Source organism: Sedimenticola hydrogenitrophicus (genome assembly GCF_025175675.1).
In the GTDB taxonomy this organism is placed as follows: domain Bacteria; phylum Pseudomonadota; class Gammaproteobacteria; order Chromatiales; family Chromatiaceae; genus Sedimenticola; species Sedimenticola hydrogenitrophicus.
Genome location: NZ_JANIOA010000012.1, coordinates 93,767 through 113,148, shown reverse-complemented (window position 1 = coordinate 113,148; position 19,382 = coordinate 93,767). Strand labels below are relative to the sequence as shown.

18 protein-coding genes are annotated in these 19,382 nt (G+C 62.4%); 9 read left to right on the top strand and 9 right to left on the bottom strand.

The features are described from left to right. Positions 1-202: 202 nt before the first annotated feature. The 3 genes from NPX02_RS08845 to NPX02_RS08835 all read right to left on the bottom strand — a co-directional run bounded on the left by NPX02_RS08845 (position 203) and on the right by NPX02_RS08835 (position 2,670). Complete coding sequence (locus NPX02_RS08845; protein ID WP_260293154.1) at positions 203-427, bottom strand: DUF2442 domain-containing protein; 225 nt, start codon at positions 425-427, stop codon at positions 203-205. Positions 428-763: 336 nt separating this feature from the next. After that, on the bottom strand, positions 764-1,531 hold the full coding sequence (locus NPX02_RS08840) for an amidohydrolase (protein ID WP_260293153.1): 768 nt from the start codon (positions 1,529-1,531) through the stop codon (positions 764-766). Continuing rightward, positions 1,519-2,670 carry a pyridoxal phosphate-dependent aminotransferase gene (locus NPX02_RS08835; protein WP_260293152.1) on the bottom strand — a complete coding sequence of 384 codons (1,152 nt, stop codon included), beginning with the start codon at positions 2,668-2,670 and terminating at the stop codon, positions 1,519-1,521. Before NPX02_RS08835 ends, NPX02_RS08840 begins: the two co-directional genes overlap by 13 nt. Before the next feature lie 87 nt (positions 2,671-2,757). On the opposite strand from NPX02_RS08835, the gene NPX02_RS08830 reads away from it, so the two are divergent. The 4 genes from NPX02_RS08830 (at position 2,758) to NPX02_RS08815 (ending at position 7,885) form a co-directional block, all read left to right on the top strand. Beyond that, complete coding sequence (locus tag NPX02_RS08830; protein ID WP_335342542.1) at positions 2,758-3,465, top strand: ABC transporter ATP-binding protein; 708 nt, start codon at positions 2,758-2,760, stop codon at positions 3,463-3,465. Beyond that, positions 3,459-5,978, top strand: coding sequence for an ABC transporter permease (locus NPX02_RS08825; protein ID WP_260293151.1), 2,520 nt, complete (start codon positions 3,459-3,461; stop codon positions 5,976-5,978). Before NPX02_RS08830 ends, NPX02_RS08825 begins: the two co-directional genes overlap by 7 nt. Position 5,979: 1 nt before the next feature. Beyond that, positions 5,980-7,083: a lipocalin-like domain-containing protein gene (locus NPX02_RS08820; RefSeq protein ID WP_260293150.1), complete on the top strand. Its 1,104-nt coding sequence runs from the start codon at positions 5,980-5,982 to the stop codon at positions 7,081-7,083. A 340-nt stretch (positions 7,084-7,423) separates the two neighbouring features. Beyond that, a complete protein-coding gene (locus NPX02_RS08815; protein WP_260293149.1) occupies positions 7,424-7,885 on the top strand; it encodes an Hsp20 family protein in 462 nt (153 codons plus the stop codon). Between the two features lie 49 nt (positions 7,886-7,934). Here the strand turns inward: NPX02_RS08815 and NPX02_RS08810 are convergent, their stop codons facing one another. From NPX02_RS08810 to NPX02_RS08790, 5 genes are all read right to left on the bottom strand, one after another. Next, a complete protein-coding gene (locus NPX02_RS08810; RefSeq protein ID WP_260293148.1) occupies positions 7,935-8,264 on the bottom strand; it encodes a c-type cytochrome in 330 nt (109 codons plus the stop codon). Positions 8,265-8,487: 223 nt separating this feature from the next. After that, on the bottom strand, positions 8,488-9,282 hold the full coding sequence (locus tag NPX02_RS08805) for an alpha/beta fold hydrolase (RefSeq protein WP_260293147.1): 795 nt from the start codon (positions 9,280-9,282) through the stop codon (positions 8,488-8,490). A 78-nt stretch (positions 9,283-9,360) separates the two neighbouring features. Next, on the bottom strand, positions 9,361-9,636 hold the full coding sequence (locus NPX02_RS08800) for a hypothetical protein (RefSeq protein ID WP_260293146.1): 276 nt from the start codon (positions 9,634-9,636) through the stop codon (positions 9,361-9,363). Between the two features lie 24 nt (positions 9,637-9,660). Beyond that, positions 9,661-10,623 carry a CDF family Co(II)/Ni(II) efflux transporter DmeF gene (gene dmeF, locus NPX02_RS08795; RefSeq protein WP_260293145.1) on the bottom strand — a complete coding sequence of 321 codons (963 nt, stop codon included), beginning with the start codon at positions 10,621-10,623 and terminating at the stop codon, positions 9,661-9,663. Between the two features lie 244 nt (positions 10,624-10,867). Then, positions 10,868-11,347: a hypothetical protein gene (locus NPX02_RS08790; RefSeq protein WP_260293144.1), complete on the bottom strand. Its 480-nt coding sequence runs from the start codon at positions 11,345-11,347 to the stop codon at positions 10,868-10,870. 181 nt (positions 11,348-11,528) lie between these two features. Here NPX02_RS08790 and NPX02_RS08785 point away from each other — a divergent pair, with 181 nt between their 5' ends. Together NPX02_RS08785 and NPX02_RS08780 are read left to right on the top strand one after the other, a co-directional pair. Next, a complete protein-coding gene (locus tag NPX02_RS08785; RefSeq protein WP_260293143.1) occupies positions 11,529-11,738 on the top strand; it encodes an SHOCT domain-containing protein in 210 nt (69 codons plus the stop codon). An 88-nt stretch (positions 11,739-11,826) separates the two neighbouring features. Beyond that, the gene (locus NPX02_RS08780; protein WP_260293142.1) at positions 11,827-12,996 is read left to right on the top strand and encodes a cation:proton antiporter domain-containing protein; all 1,170 of its coding nucleotides are present in this window, start codon (positions 11,827-11,829) and stop codon (positions 12,994-12,996) included. Positions 12,997-12,999: 3 nt separating this feature from the next. Here NPX02_RS08780 and NPX02_RS08775 read toward each other — a convergent pair whose 3' ends face one another. After that, on the bottom strand, positions 13,000-14,625 hold the full coding sequence (locus tag NPX02_RS08775; RefSeq protein ID WP_260293141.1) for a formate--tetrahydrofolate ligase: 1,626 nt from the start codon (positions 14,623-14,625) through the stop codon (positions 13,000-13,002). A 511-nt stretch (positions 14,626-15,136) separates the two neighbouring features. Here NPX02_RS08775 and pta point away from each other — a divergent pair. The 3 genes from pta (at position 15,137) to NPX02_RS08760 (ending at position 19,260) form a co-directional block, all read left to right on the top strand. Beyond that, on the top strand, positions 15,137-17,257 hold the full coding sequence (gene pta / locus NPX02_RS08770; RefSeq protein ID WP_260293140.1) for a phosphate acetyltransferase: 2,121 nt from the start codon (positions 15,137-15,139) through the stop codon (positions 17,255-17,257). Then, on the top strand, positions 17,254-18,459 hold the full coding sequence (locus NPX02_RS08765) for an acetate/propionate family kinase (RefSeq protein WP_260293138.1): 1,206 nt from the start codon (positions 17,254-17,256) through the stop codon (positions 18,457-18,459). Before pta ends, NPX02_RS08765 begins: the two co-directional genes overlap by 4 nt. Before the next feature lie 618 nt (positions 18,460-19,077). Further along, the gene (locus tag NPX02_RS08760) at positions 19,078-19,260 is read left to right on the top strand and encodes a hypothetical protein (RefSeq protein ID WP_260293137.1); all 183 of its coding nucleotides are present in this window, start codon (positions 19,078-19,080) and stop codon (positions 19,258-19,260) included. Positions 19,261-19,382 lie beyond the last annotated feature (122 nt).

The window sequence follows — 19,382 nt, the reverse complement described above, 5'->3', positions numbered from 1 at the left end:
AAATAATAGAGGACAGACCACGCTTTACAGAGCAATTTCAAAAAGCCATTGCCTAACTTGTTATCTACGCGACTATAACCGTGGTCTGTCCCCTATTGGTCCAAAGGATATTGCCGAGCCTAGATCCTGATGGGTGACTGGTGCGTTTCGTTATCGAATCAGCACAACCCGAAGAAAAGGCAGGCGCGCCTTGGTTTCGACTCTATTTCAAATGGGCCTCAATCGTATCAGCGGACAAATCTGCACCGCACTCCCACTCAATGAAATATTTTCCATTATGTATTTTCTTGAATTCTTCCGGATCTTTTAATGGCTCGAATGCCTCTCCCTTCAGGTAGGGACCTACATCAAATTCACCTGATCTTCCATTTTCCGCCACAATACGGAGGATGAAATTCTCTTTTGGAATAACTTGCTGAATAATCATTGATCCAGTCCTCGTATAGGGAACGGCTTGCTCCCGATCACTGCCAATTGCCAATCCGCAATCAATTCTTCCTGATAAATTTCAATCCGAGCCACGACGAGCTTGTGTTTCCTCTTTCTTAACGCCGGACAATGATCATACATCCCGAGAATTTAGTGAATAATACAGTGCGAACCAATAATGTAAAACCCGACATCTTGCTCCGTGCATTATCCTGCCTGCTCTAATTGAACAAATTGAGCTAAACAACTGATTTAATTATTTTTTGTTTTTGCTGATAAAACCTGCCCCATTGGCTTTACGGCACGGCCCACCGATGCCCCAATGGACACATACTCAAAAATGGAAATGATCCGCATCCAGGTGGGCGGGGAATTTTTCGCGATAGCTGGCCAGCTCCTCATGATTGAGTTGCACGGTGAACAGGCCCGCGTCACTCCCGGCGTTCAGCAGTTCCTCTCCTTTGGGGGAGATGACCACGCTGTCGCCGCTGTAGGCGATGGCGTTGCCGTCCTCGCCGACCCGGTTCAGGCCCGCCACGTAACAGAGGTTTTCAATCGCCCGTGCCGGTAGCAGGCGCTGCCAGTGCAGGCGGCGTTTTTCCGGCCAGTTGGCCACGTACAGCAGCAGGTCGAAACTGCTGGTGTTGCGGCTCCAGACCGGGAAGCGTAGGTCGTAGCAGACCAACGGACAGATGCGCCAGCCGTTGAGGGTCACCACCAGCCGTTCGTCACCCGGGGTGTAGTGGTGGTGCTCGTCGGCCATGCGGAACAGGTGGCGCTTGTCGTAGAAGGCGAAGGTACCGTCCGGGCGCATCCAGATCAGCCGGTTGTAGTAGTGGCCGTCATCCTCCAGGATCAGGGAACCGGCCACCACTGCCCCGCTCTCTTTTGCCATGCGGGTCATCCAGTGGATGCTGTCGCCGGTCATGGTTTCGGCCAGTTGTGAGGATTGCAGGGAGAAACCGGTACTGAACATCTCCGGCAGCAGGATCAGGTCGGAACTCGGCGCCTGCGAGATCAGGGCCTCGAAGTGCTGCCGGTTGGCTTCCGGCTGCTGCCAGTGAATCTGGTCTTGAATCAGGGTAAGGGTCAGATCCTGCACAGTAACTCCGCCGCCTTGATGAGGGTTTGATCTTCCTTGGCGAAACAGAAGCGCACGTAGCGCCCCGGCGGTGGCTCTTTATAAAACACCGAAACCGGTATGGCTGCCACCCCTTTTTCACCGGTCAGCCATTCGGCCATGGCCATATCGTCCCGGTCACTGATATCACTATAATCCATCAGCTGGAAAAAGGTGCCCCGGGTCGGCGTAAATTTGAAACGCGAGCCGGTCATGTGCTCGCAAAACAGGTCCCGCTTGTGCTGATAGAAGGCGGGCAGTTGCCGGTAATGTTCCGGACAATCCCGCAGGTAATCCGCCAAGGCGAGCTGGATCGGCGTCACCGCCACGAAGGTGACGTACTGGTGGACCTTGCGCAGTTCCGCGGTGAGGGCGGCGGGGGCGATGCAGTAGCCGGTCTTCCAGCCGGTCACGTGGTAGGTCTTGCCGAAGGAGAAGACCACGAAGGCGCGCGCCGCCAATTCATCATGCCGCAACAGGCTTTGGTGGGTCTCGCCATCATAGACAAGATGCTCGTACACCTCATCGGAGAGCAGCAGGATATCGGTATCCCGCACCAGTTCGGCCAGGCTATCCAGATCTCCCGCCGACAGGGTCGCCCCGGTCGGGTTGTGGGGCGAGTTGAGGATGATCATGCGGGTGCGGGGATTGATCGCATCCTTGACCCGCTGCCAGTCGATTCCGAAGGCCGGCGGCAGCAGCGGCAGGTGCACCGCGCGACCGCCGCTAAGTTCGATGGCCGGCTCGTAGCTGTCGTAGGCGGGATCGAACACGATCACCTCGTCGCCCGGACGGACGCAGGCGGTGATGGCACAGTAGAGGGCTTCCGTGGCACCGGGCGTCACCGTCACCTCCCGGTCCGCCGAGACCGCACGGCCGTAGCTCTGCCCGATCTTGTCGGCGATTGCCTCGCGCAGGGCGGCCACCCCGGCCATGGGGGCATACTGATTATGCCCCTGCTGGATATGGTAATCGACCCGATCCAGCAATCCCTGGGGGGCGCTGAAATCGGGAAAGCCCTGGCCCAGGTTGATCGCCTGGTGCCGGTTGGCCAGTTCGCCAATGACGGTGAAGATGGTGGTGCCCAGGTTCGGTAGTTTGCTGTCGATGTTGATGCTCATGGTCTGGATTGGCTGTTGGAGATGGCGATCTAGTGTGCCAAATAGTGGCGCCGGGCGATAGCTGAACGGGCGCAGATTTCCTATCCTATGAAGCATATGCAGAACAAACCGCTACTCGTCGTCGAACAACTGTTCCACAGCTACCAGGAAGGGGGCGGTGGGCGGCCCATTCTCAATGGGATCGACTTGCAAGTGGCGGAGCATGAGTGTCTCGCCCTGCTGGGCAGAAGCGGCTCCGGCAAGTCGACCCTGCTGAACATGCTGGCCGGTATCGATACCCCCCAAGCGGGACGCATCCGGGTGCTGGACCAGGACATCAATGCACTCTCGGAACGCGACCGCACGCTGCTGAGGCGCCGCCACATAGGCTTTGTCTACCAGTTCTTCAACCTGATCCCCACCCTGACCGTCGCCGAGAACGTGGGTCTGCCATTGGAGCTCAACGGCGTCAGGGAACCTGAGATCAGCCGCCTGGTCGGCTTCATCCTCTCCGACGTGGGATTGGGTGATCGCTGGAACGCCTTCCCCGACCAGCTCTCCGGCGGCGAACAGCAGCGCATCGCCATCGCCCGCGCCCTGATTCACAATCCCGCCCTGGTGCTGGCCGACGAGCCCACCGGCAATCTCGACGCCGAGACCGGCGAGCAGATCCTCGGCATCCTGATTGGCCTCTCCCGACAGCTCAAGCGCACCCTGGTGATCGTCACCCACAGCCTGGAGGTTGCTCGGCGGGCCGACCGTATCCTCACCCTGTGCGACGGGGTGTTAAGTGAACAGGGAGAGCTCCAGTGGTAGGCTCACGGCTTTGGCGGGCCGGTCTCCGCCACCAGCGGCGACACACCTGGCAGGCCATCCTTTCGGTACTCGGCATCGCCCTGGGGGTGGCGGTGGTGATGGCGGTGGGACTGGCCAACCAGAGCGCCAGCCGGGCGTTCGAACTCACCATGGAGCAGATCTCCGGCCGCGTCAGCCATCAGATCATCGGCGGTCCGGGCGGGATACCGGAACGGCTCTATACCCGACTGAGAATGGAACATCCCTACCTGCCCAGCGCACCGGTGGTGGAGGGGGTGGTGCGCATCGGCGAGGAGCAGCTGACCCTGCTCGGGGTCGATCCGTTGGCGGAACGGCCGTTCCGGGATCTCACCCTGGATACCCCGCCCGCGGTGCTGAACCAATTGCTGACCCGGCGCGACGGCCTGCTGATCCCGGCCTACAGCGCACAGCGGCTGGGACTGCAGGCGGGCAGCCGCCTCACCCTGGATATCGCCGGGCGTGCCCGGGAGACGGAGATCCTGGCCCTGTTCGGCGGCCGTTCGCAGGCCGCCCTCGACGGCGTCCTGGTGACCGATATCGGAGTGGCCCAGACCCTGCTGACACAGTACGGCACGCTGGACCGGATCGACCTCGCCCTGGACGGGGCGCAGGCCGCCCGGTTACGGGGCTGGTTGCCCCCGGGGGTGCAACTGGTGGAGACCGAGCAGCGCACCGCCGCCATGGCCGGCATGAGCCAGGCGTTCCAGACCAACCTGACGGCCATGAGCCTGTTGGCCCTGCTGGTGGGCGGCTTCCTGATCTACAACACCGCCACCTTTTCGGTACTGCAACGTCGCCGCCAGTTCGGCATCATGCGCCTGCTGGGCGCCACCCGGGGCGAGGTGTTCCGCGCCATCCTGGCCGAACAGATGATCATCGGTCTGCTCGGCACCCTGCTGGGGATGGGCGCCGGTATTCTGCTGGCCCGGGAGCTGCTCTGGCTGGTGACCCGCACCATCAATGACCTCTATTTCGCCCTCACGGTAAGTCGGCTCGACCTGGCGCCGCCGATCCTGCTGACCGGCGCCCTCCTGGGTCTGCTGACCACCCTGATCGCCGCCTCGGTACCGGCCTGGGAGGCGACCCGCTCCAGCCCGCAGAGCGTCAACCGCCGCTCGGTCATCGAACGGCGCAGCCACCGCGCCCTCCCTTGGCTGCTGCTGATCGGCCTGGCAGGCATGGGCGGCGGCCTGGTGCTGGTGCAGAGCTCCGAGCGCAGCCTGCTGTTGGGATTTGCCGCCCTGTTCTGTTTCATCATGGGCTACTGCCTGCTGGTGCCGAGCCTGGTGCCGCCGCTTTCGCGACTGCTGCAGCGGCCGCTGGCAAGTGCCTTCGGCAGCATCGGCCGTCTCGCCTCCCGGGGTATCGACGCCACCCTGAGCCGCACCGGCCCGGCCATCGCCGCCCTGACCCTGGCGATCGCCGCCACCATCGGCATGGGCATCATGGTGGAGAGTTTCCGCGACACCGTCGGCCAGTGGCTGGCCCAGACGGTGCAGGGGGATATCTATGTCAGTGCGACTCACAGCGCCTCCCAACGCGCCTCCGCCCCCCTGCCCGACTGGCTGCCGTCACGGATCCAACAACTGGAGGGGGTGGCGGAGATCAGCAGTGGCCGTCACGTTACCCTGGAGAGCGAGCGCGGTCCGGTCCATCTGCTGGCCATCGGCCTGGCCAGCCGCAGCTATCGCGGCTTCCGTTTCAAGGGCGGGACCCTGCCCGATCTCTGGGCGCGCTTCGCCGCGGGCGATCTGCTGCTGATCTCCGAGCCCTACGCCTACCACCAGCGGCTGCAGGTCGGTGACCCGCTGCCGCTGCTGACGCCGGATGGCGTCGTCAGCTTTACCGTCGGCGGCATCTTCTTCGACTACGGCTCGGACCGGGGCCTGGTGGTGATGCCCAGGGAGCGCTACGCCGCCCTCTGGCACGACGCGCAGATCACCACCCTGGGCGTCTACCTGCAACCGGGTCAACCCAGCGGACCGTTGCTCACCCGGATCAAGCAGCTGGCCGGCCAGGCGGAGCAGCCCCTGCGGGTGCGCGCCAACCGGGAGATCCTGGAACAGTCCCTGGAGATCTTCGACCGCACCTTCACCATCACCCGGGTGCTGCGCCTGCTGGTGATCGCGGTGGCCTTTGTCGGCATCCTCAGCGCCATGATGGCGCTGGAGCTGGAACGGGCCAGGGAGCATGCAATCCTGCGCGCCACCGGCCTGACGCCGCGCCAGCTGCTGGGCCAGGTCAGCCTGCAGACCCTGCTGATGGGCCTGATGGCGGCGCTGCTGGCGATGCCGCTGGGCTGGCTGATGGCGGAGATCCTGGTGCATGTGATCAATCTGCGCGCCTTCGGCTGGAGCATGCCCAGCCAGTTGTCGCCGACCATCCTGCTGGAGGCCACCGGTTTCGCCCTGGTGGCGGCGCTGCTGGCCGGGCTCTACCCCAGCCTGCGCATGGCGCGCACCCGCCCCGCCCTGGCATTGCGGGAGGAGTAGCATGAAACGGTTCGCGCTTCTGCTGCTTGTGCTCCTGCTGACGGCCTGTCAGGAACCGCCCAAGCCAGGGGCCGAGCTTTCGGCCACCGATCTGCTCTCGTCGCTGGACCAGGCCGGATTCGCCCGCGCCACCCAACCGCGCGATTTCCGTTTCCCGCAAGATCATGGCGGGCATCCCGAGTATCGCAACGAGTGGTGGTATCTCACCGGTAATCTACAGAGCAAGGACGGGCGCCGCTTCGGCTATCAGGTGACCTTTTTCCGTTTCGGCCTGACACCGCCCAACACCATTCAAAACGCTTCCAGCTGGGTAGGCAATCCGGTCTGGATGGCCCATGTGGCCATCACCGATGCCCATGGCAAGCGACATCTTTCCGAGGAGCGATTGACCCGTGCGGGCCCCGGGCTGGCAGGCGTAGCAACCACACCGTTTCGGGTCTGGACGGAGGATTGGCAACTGCGCGCCGAAGGTAGCAAGTTCCCCTGGCACCTGGATCTGAAAACCCGGGCGTTCAGCCTGACGCTGGCTGTCGAACCCGGAGTCGAGGTGGTACTCCAGGGTGAGCGGGGGCTGAGCCGGAAAAGCGCTGAACCGGGCAACGCATCCTATTACTACTCCTATCCGCGCCTGCGCACCGCCGGGACGATCAGCCTGGATGGAGAGACCGTGGCGGTACAGGGCGACTCCTGGCTCGACCGGGAGTGGGGTACCAGTGCCCTGTCCCCGGAACAGTCCGGCTGGGACTGGTTCTCCCTGCAACTAAACGACGGCGACAATCTGATGTTCTACCGGCTGCGCGGCCGGGACGGCAAGGACGATCCCCACAGCGCCGGCAGCCTGACCGGGGCCGATGGCGCAACCCGTCGCCTGGACCTGGAAGACATTGAACTCACTCCCCTGCGCTGGTGGCAGAACCCCGCGGGCATAAGCTATCCGGTCGAATGGGAAATGCGGATCAAATCCCGCGACAGAACCCTGCGGATCAAACCGTTGCTGGATGATCAGGAGATGGACCACACCGTGCGCTACTGGGAAGGCGCCGTGGAGGTGTTCGAAGGGCAGACCCCGGTGGGCCGGGGCTATCTGGAGCTGGCTGGGTATTGAGGAACAATGGTTGTGCCCACGACGTGATGGTGCGGTATGCATTCCGTGTCCACCGGTCAACCGGCCACTCGCAGGGGCAGGCTCCCGTGCCTGCCCGAACCGCGTAATCGCCACGGCGATACGGGCAACCACAGGGGGTTGCCCCTACCGAATCGGCGGATCAATGCCTACCCGGTTCAAAGCCGGAACCGGTGGTAAAAAATCTCCATGACGACGCTTGAAATCCCCAAGCACCATCCCTAACTCATAGTCAAGTGGATGCCGCAAGGATTCACGAAATCGTGTGGTTCAATCGAACACACCTGTTTGAAAATATCGCTTGAAAAATGAGGATATGACCATGAGAGCTTATGATCTTTCACCCCTGTTTCGCAGCGCCATCGGCTTTGACCGGCTGGCCAACACCCTGGAGACCATCCACAACTCCAACGTCAGCGGCGGTTACCCGCCCTACAACATCGAGCTGATGGATGAGGATCACTACACCATTACCATGGCGGTCGCCGGTTTCACCCCCGATGATCTGGAGATCGAAGTCCGGCAGAACATGCTGCACGTTTCCGGCCAGAAAGCCGAGGAAGCACAGTCCAACCGGACCTTCCTGCATCGCGGTATCGCCAATCGCAGCTTTGAACGCAATTTCCAGCTCGCGGACCACATTCGGGTTGAGAGTGCCACCATTCAGGACGGCATGCTCGAAGTGAAACTGGTCAGGGAGATACCGGAGGAGATGAAGCCGCGCCGGATCGAGATCCAGAAACGCGCTTCCAATGTCATCGACAGCAAGGTGGAGGTGGCCTGATCCACCCACACAGGGCTCGGTCGCCAGACCGGGCCCTGTTGTCTTTCGACTACTCCTTGCCCAGCTGCTTCAGATAGACGGCAATCTTCGCCGCCTCCTGTTGCGGCATTTTCTCGAAACTGGGCATGCCGCTCTTCTCACCCGTACCCTGCTGCACCTTGTGGATAATCTGCCAGACCGAGAGGTCGGTTTCCCGATTGGCCGGCGCCCCCTTCAGAAATATCCCCGAACCATCCGCCTTGTGGCAGGGCGCGCAGTGATGTTCATAGAGTTGCTTACCGCTGACCAGATCGGGATGGTCATGTTCATCGGCGCTGCAACCGGCCAGGACCAGGGGCGTTGCAAGTAAGATGGCCCGGCAGTTTGCCAATAGTTGCATTAATTATGCCCAATGAGTGGTTTAGCCGTTATCTGTCGAATGATACAGACATGTTGCACGGCTTTCTGCAATGCTCCGCTGGTGAAGTTCAGAATCGCGCTTGTAGGAGCGGCGCCCCGCCGCGATTTCGGCCCGGGGGCGGGCCTCCTACAGGTGGATTTTTGCAACGATCGTTTTTTTCAACTGGAATCCTCCCGGCGGAGTCACCTGGGCAACACCCTGTTCAGCGCTGTTTTTCGAGAAAGTCACAAACCAGCTCCAGTGTCCGCTCCGGCTGTTCAAGATGGGGGGAGTGGCCGCAATCCTTCAGAATGGCCAGTTCGGTCCATTGCGGCAGCCGCTCGGCCAGGGTATGTATCTGCGCCAGGGTGCCGTACTGGTCATCCTCCCCCATCACCGCCAGCAGCGGCACTTCAATACCGGGCAGGCTGGCCTCGATATTCCAGGATTCGAAGCGGGGATCCAGCCAGATCCCCGACCAGTGACGGAAAGTGCTCTCGGTGTGATCCAAATGGTAGCGACGCAGCCGCTCGGCCAGGCTGCCGCTGTCGTAATCCTGCTTGGCCTGACGAATACCGTGCAGGGTCTCCTCCTCGACGAACAGATGAGGAGCCAGCAGCACCAGCCCCAGTATACGCGGGTCGCGCGGGTCGGTGCGCTCGCCGGCATAAATCAGGGAGATGGAGGCGCCGTCGCTGTGGCCGACCAGGAAGGCCTGGCCGATCCCCGCCGCATCCAGCACCGCGGGCAGGATATCCATCCCCTCCCGGTGCATGAAATCGACATCCAGCGGATGCGCGAACGGATCGGAACCGCCATAGCCCTGGCGGCTGTAGACGAACACGGCAAGCCCGGTCTGCTGCGCCAGCCGGCGGGGAAAATCCCGCCACATGTCGACACAGCCCAGCCCCTCATGCAGCAGTACCAGCACCGGCCGGTCCCCGTCGGGTTGGCCAAACCACTGGCATTCCAGTCGCGTCCCGTTCAGGGTGAGATAGGTTTTGCTCTCGTTGTCCATTGATTTCACATGTAACCGTTAATCCTTGAAGCGTAACCGCTCGGGCGGCCGATGAACAGCCCGCGCGGCCGTGCCGACTCAGGCCACCCGGATTCGCACCACCTTCATCACCTCAAATTCGATCCCGGCCACCGCATCCACGGTCGGGTAGTAGGTGATGTTGACGCGCTGCCCCTGCAATGATTTGTAGCGTCGTCTGCGTTTATAGATGAATGGCACCGACTGCCCTGCGATCATCAGGGTATTGATGATCCACTCACCCTGTTCCCGTTGCACGTGGGACGCCACCATGCGGCCATCTGACTGGACCAGCTCGCGGTGTTTCTTCAGCAATTTGTCAACAGGAGATTGCATTGAGTCCCAGTGTTGCACTCGCGATTAGCGCCGCGGCGGCATGGCGCAGCGCTCGCCCTCGCAGCCGGTCACCTCGATGGTGACATGCCCCAGCGTGCGGATATGCCGGATCAGCGCCTTATAGTGCTCGGGATCCCTGGGTTCATGGGTCACCAGGGAGATGATGACGCCAAAGCTCTTCGGCCCCAGCTGCCAGATATGCAGATCGACAATGCGGTTGTCCGAATCCTCCTCGATCGCCTCGGTGATGCGTCGGCCCAGCTCCTCACTGGGCACCGAATCGAGCAGCACGCCACTGGTCTCCTGCAGCAGGCCGACACTCCAGCGGGTGATCAGCACGGCACCGACTATGCCCATCAGGGCATCCATCCAGATCCAGTCAAAATACTTGCCGGCAATCAGGGCAATGATGGCCAGCACCGAGGTAAGGGCATCGGCAATGACATGCAGATAGGCGGCGCGCAGATTCTGGTCGTGGTGATGATGGTGCCCGTGGGGCTGGTCATCATGGTGGTGGTGGTGGTGCGCGACCGAGCCGCCATGCAACAACCAGGCGCTGAGCAGATTGACGGCCAGCCCCAGCACCGCCACCAGGATCGCCTGGTCAAAGTGGATGGTCTGGGGTGCGACCAGGCGCTCGACCGACTCCACCCCCATCAGCAAGGCCACCATCGCCAGGGTAATGGCGCTGGCGAAACCGCCCAGCGCGGTGACCTTGCCGGTGCCGAAACTGAAACGCGGGTTGTCCACATTCAGCCGGGCATAGCGGTAGGCGAACAGCGAGATGGCCAGCGCCGCCACATGGGTGCCCATATGCCAGCCGTCCGCCAGCAGGGCCATGGAGCCGAACAGGTAACCGGCGGCGATCTCCACCACCATCATGACCGCCGTCAGCAGCACCACCAACCGGGTGCGGCGTTCCCCTTCCGAGGTATCGATATTGAAGTTGTGGCCGTGGCGCCACTGTTCGAGCGAGTGGATATGCATGTCGATTCCCGGATACTGCCAAATCTGTGTACCGGGATTATAGGGTTTTGCGGCGAATGGATGCACCCCCAAAATCACCCCGCCTAAGCCGGTATCGTTACCCGGGGCCGCGCTACAGCGGCCGCGATTCTAATGTAGGGTGCCGGTGAGCTTGCGAACCGCACCACCCAGCACTGGAAACGGTGCAAGCTATCTGATGCGGTTCGTTTCACTCACCGCATCCTACAAGCTACCCGGGGTAGCGCTACAGCGGTCGGTTCCTCCCGTCGCGATAGGCCCTGAGCTGTCGCAGCTCCTCGGCTTCGTGCTGCTTGCGCAGCTTCAGCTCCTCCTTGTGTTCCCGCAGCAGGCGCAGGGCCAGCTCCACGTACTCTGTGGAACGCAACTCATTCCGTGCATAGCGCTTGAGCAGATTCAACCACTGGTGGTGGATCTGGCAATAACTCGCCTCACCAAAGGTGTTCATCGGGCAGTCCCGGCAGCGGGTCTGACCGGCCTCCTGTACAGCCACCTGCTGCTGCCACTGGGCGCGGTACTCGGCGGCATATTCGGCTATCCACTCGATCGTCCGCTCCCGCCGCTCCCCCTCAGGATAGCGCGCGAGATACCGTTTCATGGTCTCCACCTGACGCTGCAGGAAATCCTCATCCATCACATCGAGATCGCTGTCCCGCACGACAAAACGGACAATCAAGGCCAGTACTGGATCATCGACTACAAACATATCATCACCCATGAGTCACCACGGCAGTCCCCTTTCCCCATACCTTTAGCTGAAAAAAACGGAATGACAAACCGTTTCTTACCAGGGTTATTCCGGGTTATCCCGGCTGACCAACAGCCGACGGCTTTGTGTATAATGGCCCGGTCGCAGATCGAATAATCCACCTCCGGGGCCAGAACCCATGTTACAAGATCAACTTATCACGGCCGTAACCGGGTTGGCGTTTATCGTTCCCGGAATCCTGCTCCTGCGCTGGTGGCTGAATCGATCGGTCGGTTCGCCCGAAGCGTGGGCGGAGCAACATATCAAGATACTGCAGCAGAAATATGCCCAGGGCGAGATCGACGAGGAGACCTACCGTACCCGGCTGAAGGAGCTGCAGGGAGAGTAAGGAGCCGAATGTCAGGACAGGGGTCCCCTAAGTACGTGCCATTCAGTAAGGACCCGTCAATCTCAACCGGACTGAGCGATCTGTTTGCATGACAGAACACCCGATACTCTTTACCATTTTTCTGATCTTCTCCGGTGCCGCGCTGTTCGCCACCCTGGCGCTCTATGCGCGCCAGGCGTTGCTGATCTCCTACATCCTGCTGGGGGTGCTGCTGGGCCCCTCCGCCGCCGGGCTGGTGAACGACAGCGAACTGGTACGGGAGATGTCCAATATCGGCATCATGTTCCTGCTGTTCCTGATGGGGCTGGAGTTGAACCCCCGGGAGCTGCTGCTGTTGCTGAAAAAGACCACCACCGTCACCCTGCTCAGCTCCGCCCTGTTCGCCCTGTGCGGCGGGCTGGTCGCCTGGCTGTTTGGCTTCAGCCTGCAGGAGTCGCTGATCGTCGGCGCGGCAATGATGTTCTCCAGCACCATCATCGGCCTGAAACTGCTGCCCACCACGGTGTTGCATCACCAGCACACCGGCGAACTGGTGATCAGCATCCTGCTGTTCCAGGATCTGATCGCCATCGTGTTGCTGCTGGTGATCAAGGGTGGCGGCGGTAACGAGTCCCCGCTGATGGAGATCCTCAAGCTGGGACTGGCCCTACCCCTGCTGATCGGCGTCTCGGTGGTGTTCGTGAAGTTTGTCTTCTATCCCCTGATGAAGCGGTTCGACACCATCAAGGAGTACATCTTCCTGATCACCATCGGCTGGTGCCTCGGCCTCGCCGAGGCCGCCACCGCACTCGGCCTCTCGCATGAGATCGGCGCCTTCATCGCCGGCGTTTCCCTGGCCACCAGCCCGGTGTCGTTGTTCATCTCTGAGAATCTCAAACCCCTGCGTGACTTCTTCCTGGTGCTGTTCTTCTTCTCACTGGGCGCCGGGTTCGATTTGGGGATGCTGGACGACGTGATCCTCCCCGCCCTGCTGATTGCCGCGCTCATGCTGCTGCTGAAACCGGTCATCTTCGGCCGGCTGTTGCGTATGGTGGGGGAGGAGCAGGCGCGTTCGGCCGAGGTGGGCGCCCGCCTGGGGCAGATGAGCGAATTTTCCCTGCTGCTGGCGGTACTCGCCTGGGAGAGCCAACTGATCGGCCTGCAGGCCTCCTATCTGATCCAGCTCGCCACCCTGCTCACCTTCCTGGTCTCCACCTACCGGGTGCTGTTCAAGTACCCCACGCCGATCGCCCTGTCGGACAAGCTGCGGCGGGATTGATCATCACACCCCCAGCACCTCACCGTCGTCGGAGAGGTCGATGCGCTGCGCCGCCGGGGTGGCGGAGAGCCCCGGCATGGTGACGATGTCACCGGTGAGGGCCAGCAGATAGCCGACTCCGGCGCAGATCCGCACCGACTCCACCGGTAGTTCAAATCCGTCCTGGTGCCCCACCCGGGCCGGGTCGCTGCTCAGGGAGAGGTGGGTCTTGGCGATACAGATGGGCAGTTGTTCATAACCCAGGGTGCGAATCCGTTCCAGGTCCTTCAACGCCGCGCGGCTGTATACCACCTCACTGGCGCCATAGATGGTGCTGGCCACGGCCAGGATTTTGCGTTCCGGGGACTCGTCCAACGCATACAGGAAGCGCGCCGGCGGTCGCGGCCGGGCGGCGGCCTGGATCACCGCGTCGGCCAGCGACTCCCCGCCGGTACCGCCCCGCTCAAAACCGTCAAACCGGGCCACATTCAGGCCGTGCTCCCGGCAACCGGCCTCGATGGCGGCCAGGTCCGCCTCGCGGTCACCGGCAAACCGGTTGATGGTGATCACCGGTTCGAAGCCGAACGCCTGCACGCTCTCCACGTGGTGATAGAGGTGCTCCATGCCGGCGCGGATCTCCTCCACCGTCCCGCCGGTGTCGGGATTGCCGCCGCCGTGGGTGCGCAGGGCGCGCACCGTCACCACCAGCACCACGGCACTGGGCCAGATGCCGGCACTGCGGCACTTGAGATCGAAAAACTTTTCCGCCCCCAGGTCGAATCCGAACCCGGCCTCGGTGACCACGTATTCGGCGCGGGCCGCGGCGCTCTTGGTGGCGATCACGCTGTTGCAGCCGTGGGCGATGTTGCCGAACGGTCCGCCGTGCACCAGCGCCGGCACCCCCTCGCTGGATTGCACCAGGTTGGGCAGGATGGCATCGTGCAGCAGGGCCGCCATGGCCCCGGTGGCCTTCAGCCGGCCGGCGGTGACCGGTGCCCCCGCGCGGTCGAATCCCACCAGGATATTACCGAGACGCCGTTTCAGATCGGCCAGGTCCTCGGCCAGGCAGAGGATGCCCATCACCTCGGAGGCGGCGGTGATATCGAAACCGGTCTCCCGCGGCACTCCGTTGAGGCGGCCGCCCAGCCCGATCACCGCCTGACGCAGCGCCCGGTCGTTCACATCCAGCACCCGGCGCCAGAACACCTGGCGGTGTTCCAGGTCCAGTTCGCTGCGAAAATGCACCGCGTTGTCCACCAGGGCCGCCAGCAGATTGTGGGCGGCGCCGATGGCGTGCATGTCGCCGGTAAAGTGCATGTTGATGCGGGTCGACGGCTCCAACTGACAACGGCCGCCACCGGCACCGCCCCCCTTGATGCCGAAGATCGGCCCCAGGGAAGGCTCCCGGAGCGCCAGCGCCACCCGTGCGCCCAGCCGCTGCATGCCCTGGGCCAGTCCGATGGAGACCGTGGTCTTGCCCTCGCCGGCACGGGTGGGATTGATGGCCGAGACCAGGATGATCCGGCCGGCCGGCCGGTCGGCATTCTGCCGCAGCACCGGGAGCCGGAGCTTGGCCATGTACTCGCCGTAGGTCATCAGATCGGCGGCGGTCAGGTCGAGCCGCTCGGCAATTTCCTGGATGGGTCGCATCGGATACCCCTGTGTTGGTGGTCGTATTGTTTTCAGTCTATTAAAGCACAAGGCGACCCCGTTCCCTTAGCATCAACCATAAAGGACGTGAAGACGATTGATTGGTATCGGGTAACTACTCACCCGGTCTGCAAGTGATTGGTCTGCCTTGTTGGCCGATCTTGATCCAGCCATCACGTGAGGCCGGCAAGGTAGGCCAATCACCCCGTGAGCATTGGTGAGGAGTGGTACATGGATGTACCGTTTACGGACCTGAGGATGGCATGCGCCTACCGGCTTATCCACCCTACATCCTTACCCAGTGAGTAGTTACGGTATCGGATTGTTAATCCATTCCACAATACAGCTCCTTGCTTTTCCTTGGCGCTCCTTGGCGATAATCGCGGTTCAGGCTTTACTTCCGGATACCTGGGAAATTCGCAAAGGGATGGTATTCTTGCCGGAAACTCCTTATTCTTTCCCGATGTTGCGCCGCACAACGCGGGCACCCGAATCAGCAGCCTGAGCAACCATGTTAAGAAGCATCTATATCGCCGGAGCGGAACCCGGCAGCGGTAAATCGGTCGTGGTCCTGGGCATGATGGAGATGCTCACCGCCCTGACCAAGCGGGTCGGCTTCTTTCGCCCGATCATCCCGGAGAACGGCGGCAGCGACGATCTCACCCACCTGATCACCCAACGCTACGGCATCGACCTGCCCGTCTCCTCGTTATATGGCTGTACCGACGAGACGGCGCGCAATCTGCTGGCGGAGGGGCGCTACGCCGAGTTGCTGAAACAGATCATGGCCAAGTACAAGGCCCTGGAGCAGCAGGTCGAGATGGTGGTCTGCGCCGGCACCGACTTTTCCGATGTCACCTCGGCCATGGAGCTGGATTTCAACGCCGACTTGGCCAACAACCTGGGCTGCCTGCTGATGCCGGTGATCAAGGGCTACGGCCGCTCCGCCCATGAGACGGTGGACGCGGTGCGGGTGCTGGAGGAGTCCCTGAACAACCGCGGCTGCGATCTGCTGGCGGCCATCGTCAATCGGGTGGATCCGGCGAACATCGACCAGGTGATCGCCGAGCTGACCGTCTCGGCAATACCGACCCTGCCGTTCTATGTGCTGCCGGAACACCGCACCCTGGAGAAACCGACCGTCGGCGAGATTGCCCGTTCGCTCAATATCACCTGCCTGAACGGCGATCAGGAGTCCCTCAACCACGAGGTGAGTCACTACAAGGTGGCCGCCATGGAAGTGCCGAACTTCCTCGACAATATCCAGGAAGACAGTCTCATCATCACCCCGGGTGACCGCGCCGACATCATCCTCACCAGCCTGGCGGCGGACGCCTCCAGCAGCTACCCGAAGATCGCCGGCCTGCTGCTGACCGGCGGGCTGAGGCCAGCGCCGCAGGTAACCCGCCTGCTGGAGGGACTGAGCAAATCCCGCGTCGCCATCCTCAGCGCCCCCTGGGACACCTTCACCACCGCCCTGCGGGTGAACGAGGTGGAGGGCAGCATCCTGCCCGCGGACGAGCGCAAGATCGCCGCCGCGCTGGGCATTGTGGAGAAATACATCAACGGAGAGGAGCTGAAGGCACGGATCTCGCTCAGCCAGACCCGGCGCAAGACCCCGCTGATGTTCGAATACGAGATGATCCAGCGCGCCAAGTCGGTGCGCAAGCACATCGTGCTGCCGGAGGGCTTCGACGAGCGCATCCTGCGGGCGGCGGAGATCCTGCTGCTGCGCGAGGTGGTGGATATCACCCTGCTCGGCTCGGAAGAGAAGATCCGCCAGCGCATCAGTCAGCTGGGGCTCAATCTCAACGGGGTGAGGATGATCGACCCCCAGACCTCGCCCTGGCGCCGCACCTTTGCCGACACCTACTACCGACTGCGTAAGCACAAGGGGATCTCCGAGCAGATGGCCTATGACGCCATGGCCGATGTCAGCTACTTCGGCACCATGATGATCCACCACGGCTATGCCGACGGCATGGTCTCCGGGGCCGCCCACACCACCCAGCACACCATCCGCCCGGCGTTCGAGATCATCCGCACCAAGCCCGGCCGTTTGCTGGTCTCCAGCGTCTTCTTCATGTGCCTGGAGGACAAGGTGCTGGTGTACGGTGACTGTGCCATCAATCCCAATCCCAATGCCGCCCAACTGGCCGATATCGCCATCAGCTCGGCCGCCACTGCGGCCATGTTCGGCATCGAGCCGCGGGTCGCCATGCTCTCCTACTCCACCGGCATCTCCGGCAAGGGGGATGATGTGGAGTCGGTGCGCGAGGCGGTGACCATCGCGCGCCGCCTGCGCCCGGACCTGAAACTGGAGGGACCGATCCAGTACGATGCCGCTATCGATCCCGAGGTGGCCCGCACCAAGATGCCGGAGAGCGAGGTGGCCGGCCGGGCCACGGTGTTCATCTTTCCCGACCTCAACACCGGCAACAACACCTACAAGGCGGTGCAGCGCTCGGCCAACGCGGTGGCCATCGGCCCGGTGATCCAGGGGCTGAACAAGCCGGTGAACGACCTGAGCCGCGGCTGCAGCGTGACCGATATCGTCAACACCGTGGCCATCACCGCCATCCAGGCCCAGGAGAACGATCCCCGGAACGATCCGCGGGAGGAGACGGCGTGAGCATACTGGTGATCAACGCGGGCAGCTCTTCCATCAAATACCAGCTGTTCGATATGCAGCGGCAACCCGCCCTGGCCAGCGGACTGCTGGAGCGCATCGGTGAGCCGCGGAGCCGGCATCAGCTGCAGTGGCTGGACGCCACCGGGCAACACCAGACGTATGAGTTCGCCTGCCAGACCGCCAGTCATCACCAGGCGCTGGAGCAGGTGGTGGAACAACTCGGTGCCCGGGGCGTTCTCACTTCCCTGGATCAGCTGGATGCCATCGGCCACCGGGTGGTGCATGGCGGCGAACGCTTCAGCCAGCCGGTATTGATCGACAGCGCGGTCATCGACGCGATCCGTGACATGATCCCGCTGGCGCCGCTGCACAATCCGGCCAACCTGGAGGGGATCGAGGTGACGCTGGCGCTCTGTCCATCGGTCCCCCAGGTAGCGGTTTTCGACACCGCCTTCCACCAGACCATGCCGGCCCACGCCTACCACTACGCGTTGCCGGAACGGCTCTATCGCAACTACCGGGTGCGCCGCTACGGCTTTCACGGCACCTCGCACCACTTCGTCGCCAAGCAGGCGGCGGAATATCTGGAGCAGCCGCTGGAGAGCCTCAACCTGATCACCCTGCACCTGGGCAACGGCTGTAGCGCCAGTGCCATCCAGGCCGGGCACTGCATCGACACCAGCATGGGTATGACGCCCCTGGAGGGGCTGATGATGGGCACCCGCTGCGGCGATATCGACCCGGCGCTGCACTTCTATCTGCTGCGCGAGAGCAGCATGACCGCGCAGCAGCTGGAGCGGCTGCTGAACCGGGAGAGCGGGCTCAAGGGGGTCTGTGGTTCCAGTGATATGCGCGAGGTGGCCGACAAGGCCGCGCGCGGCGACGCCCAGGCGCAGCTCGCCCGGGCCATGTTCGCCTACCGGGTGAAGAAGAGCATCGGCAGTTACTACGCCGCCCTGGGACGGGTCGACGCGATCCTCTTCACCGGCGGCATCGGCGAGCATGACGGCGCGCTGCGGCGGCAGATCTGCGGCGGTTTGGAGGGGCTGGGCATCGAGGTCGCCGTTGAAGATCAGGCAACGACAGGCAACACCCTGCCCCTGCACACGGCCGATTCCAGGGTCAAACTGCTGGTGGTCCCCACCAACGAAGAGCTGGAAATTGCGCGCTGTGCACAGCTGGTAATCGATTCGAAAAAGTAGCACGGGCCACCGCGGCGGCGATCCACCAAGGTTCAGACGCCGATAACGGCGCCCACGGGGCGCCCTATGTACTGGATTGACCGGCCCCTACCGTCCCACCAGAAAATTCGCCATCCCGTAGGGGCAACCCCCGTGGTTGCCCTTGTGTTCACCGTACCAGTGACCCAGGCAGGCACGGGGGCCTGCCCCTACCAGCCCTGCAAATAGTCCACAAAATCGTCACTTTGCAACCGCTCCTCGTTCCCACGCTCTGCGTGGGAAAGTATACCCAAGGTGGATGCGCCCCTCGGGCTTATCCACCAAGCCCGGGTATCGTTCCGCCCTCCGGAGGAGCGGCGCCCCGCCGCGATTTCGGCCCGGGGGCGGGCCTCCTACAGATATCCCCAATCCCGAGTGCAGTCCCGTCCGCAGGCGCTACTTTCCTCGTTCCCACGCTCCGAGACTGTGAATGCATACCCAGTCGCATAGTGGAGTACGTTGCCTGTGCCCACGTTTTACCCCGCGCCGCACCCTCCGCGTGGGCACAAAAAGCGCGCCCACTCTACCGAGCAGCGATTTTCATCAGGAGGCAAACCGGGTGATACAATCCAACCCGGGATACCTGAACTGACCACATCTATGGACAAGAAAACCGCCACCATTCTCGAAGCGCTGGAACAGGCCGCCATCTCGGGGCTGTGCCGCGACGGCCAGTTGGAGATCGGCATGCAGGTGGCCCGCACCCTGTACCCGGAGATGAGCGAGGCGGAACTGCTGGCGCTTGCCGAGGCGCTCTACAAGCGCAGCGTTTCAGCGGAGTAATCGATTCGGGCAGGCTCCCAAGTATAAGCTCCAGGTTAACCTGACAGTAACATTAATAAATTAGAAAAGTCTTATTGATTATAGTATGGTAGGCAGCGAAACATCAGCGAGCCCTAATCCGT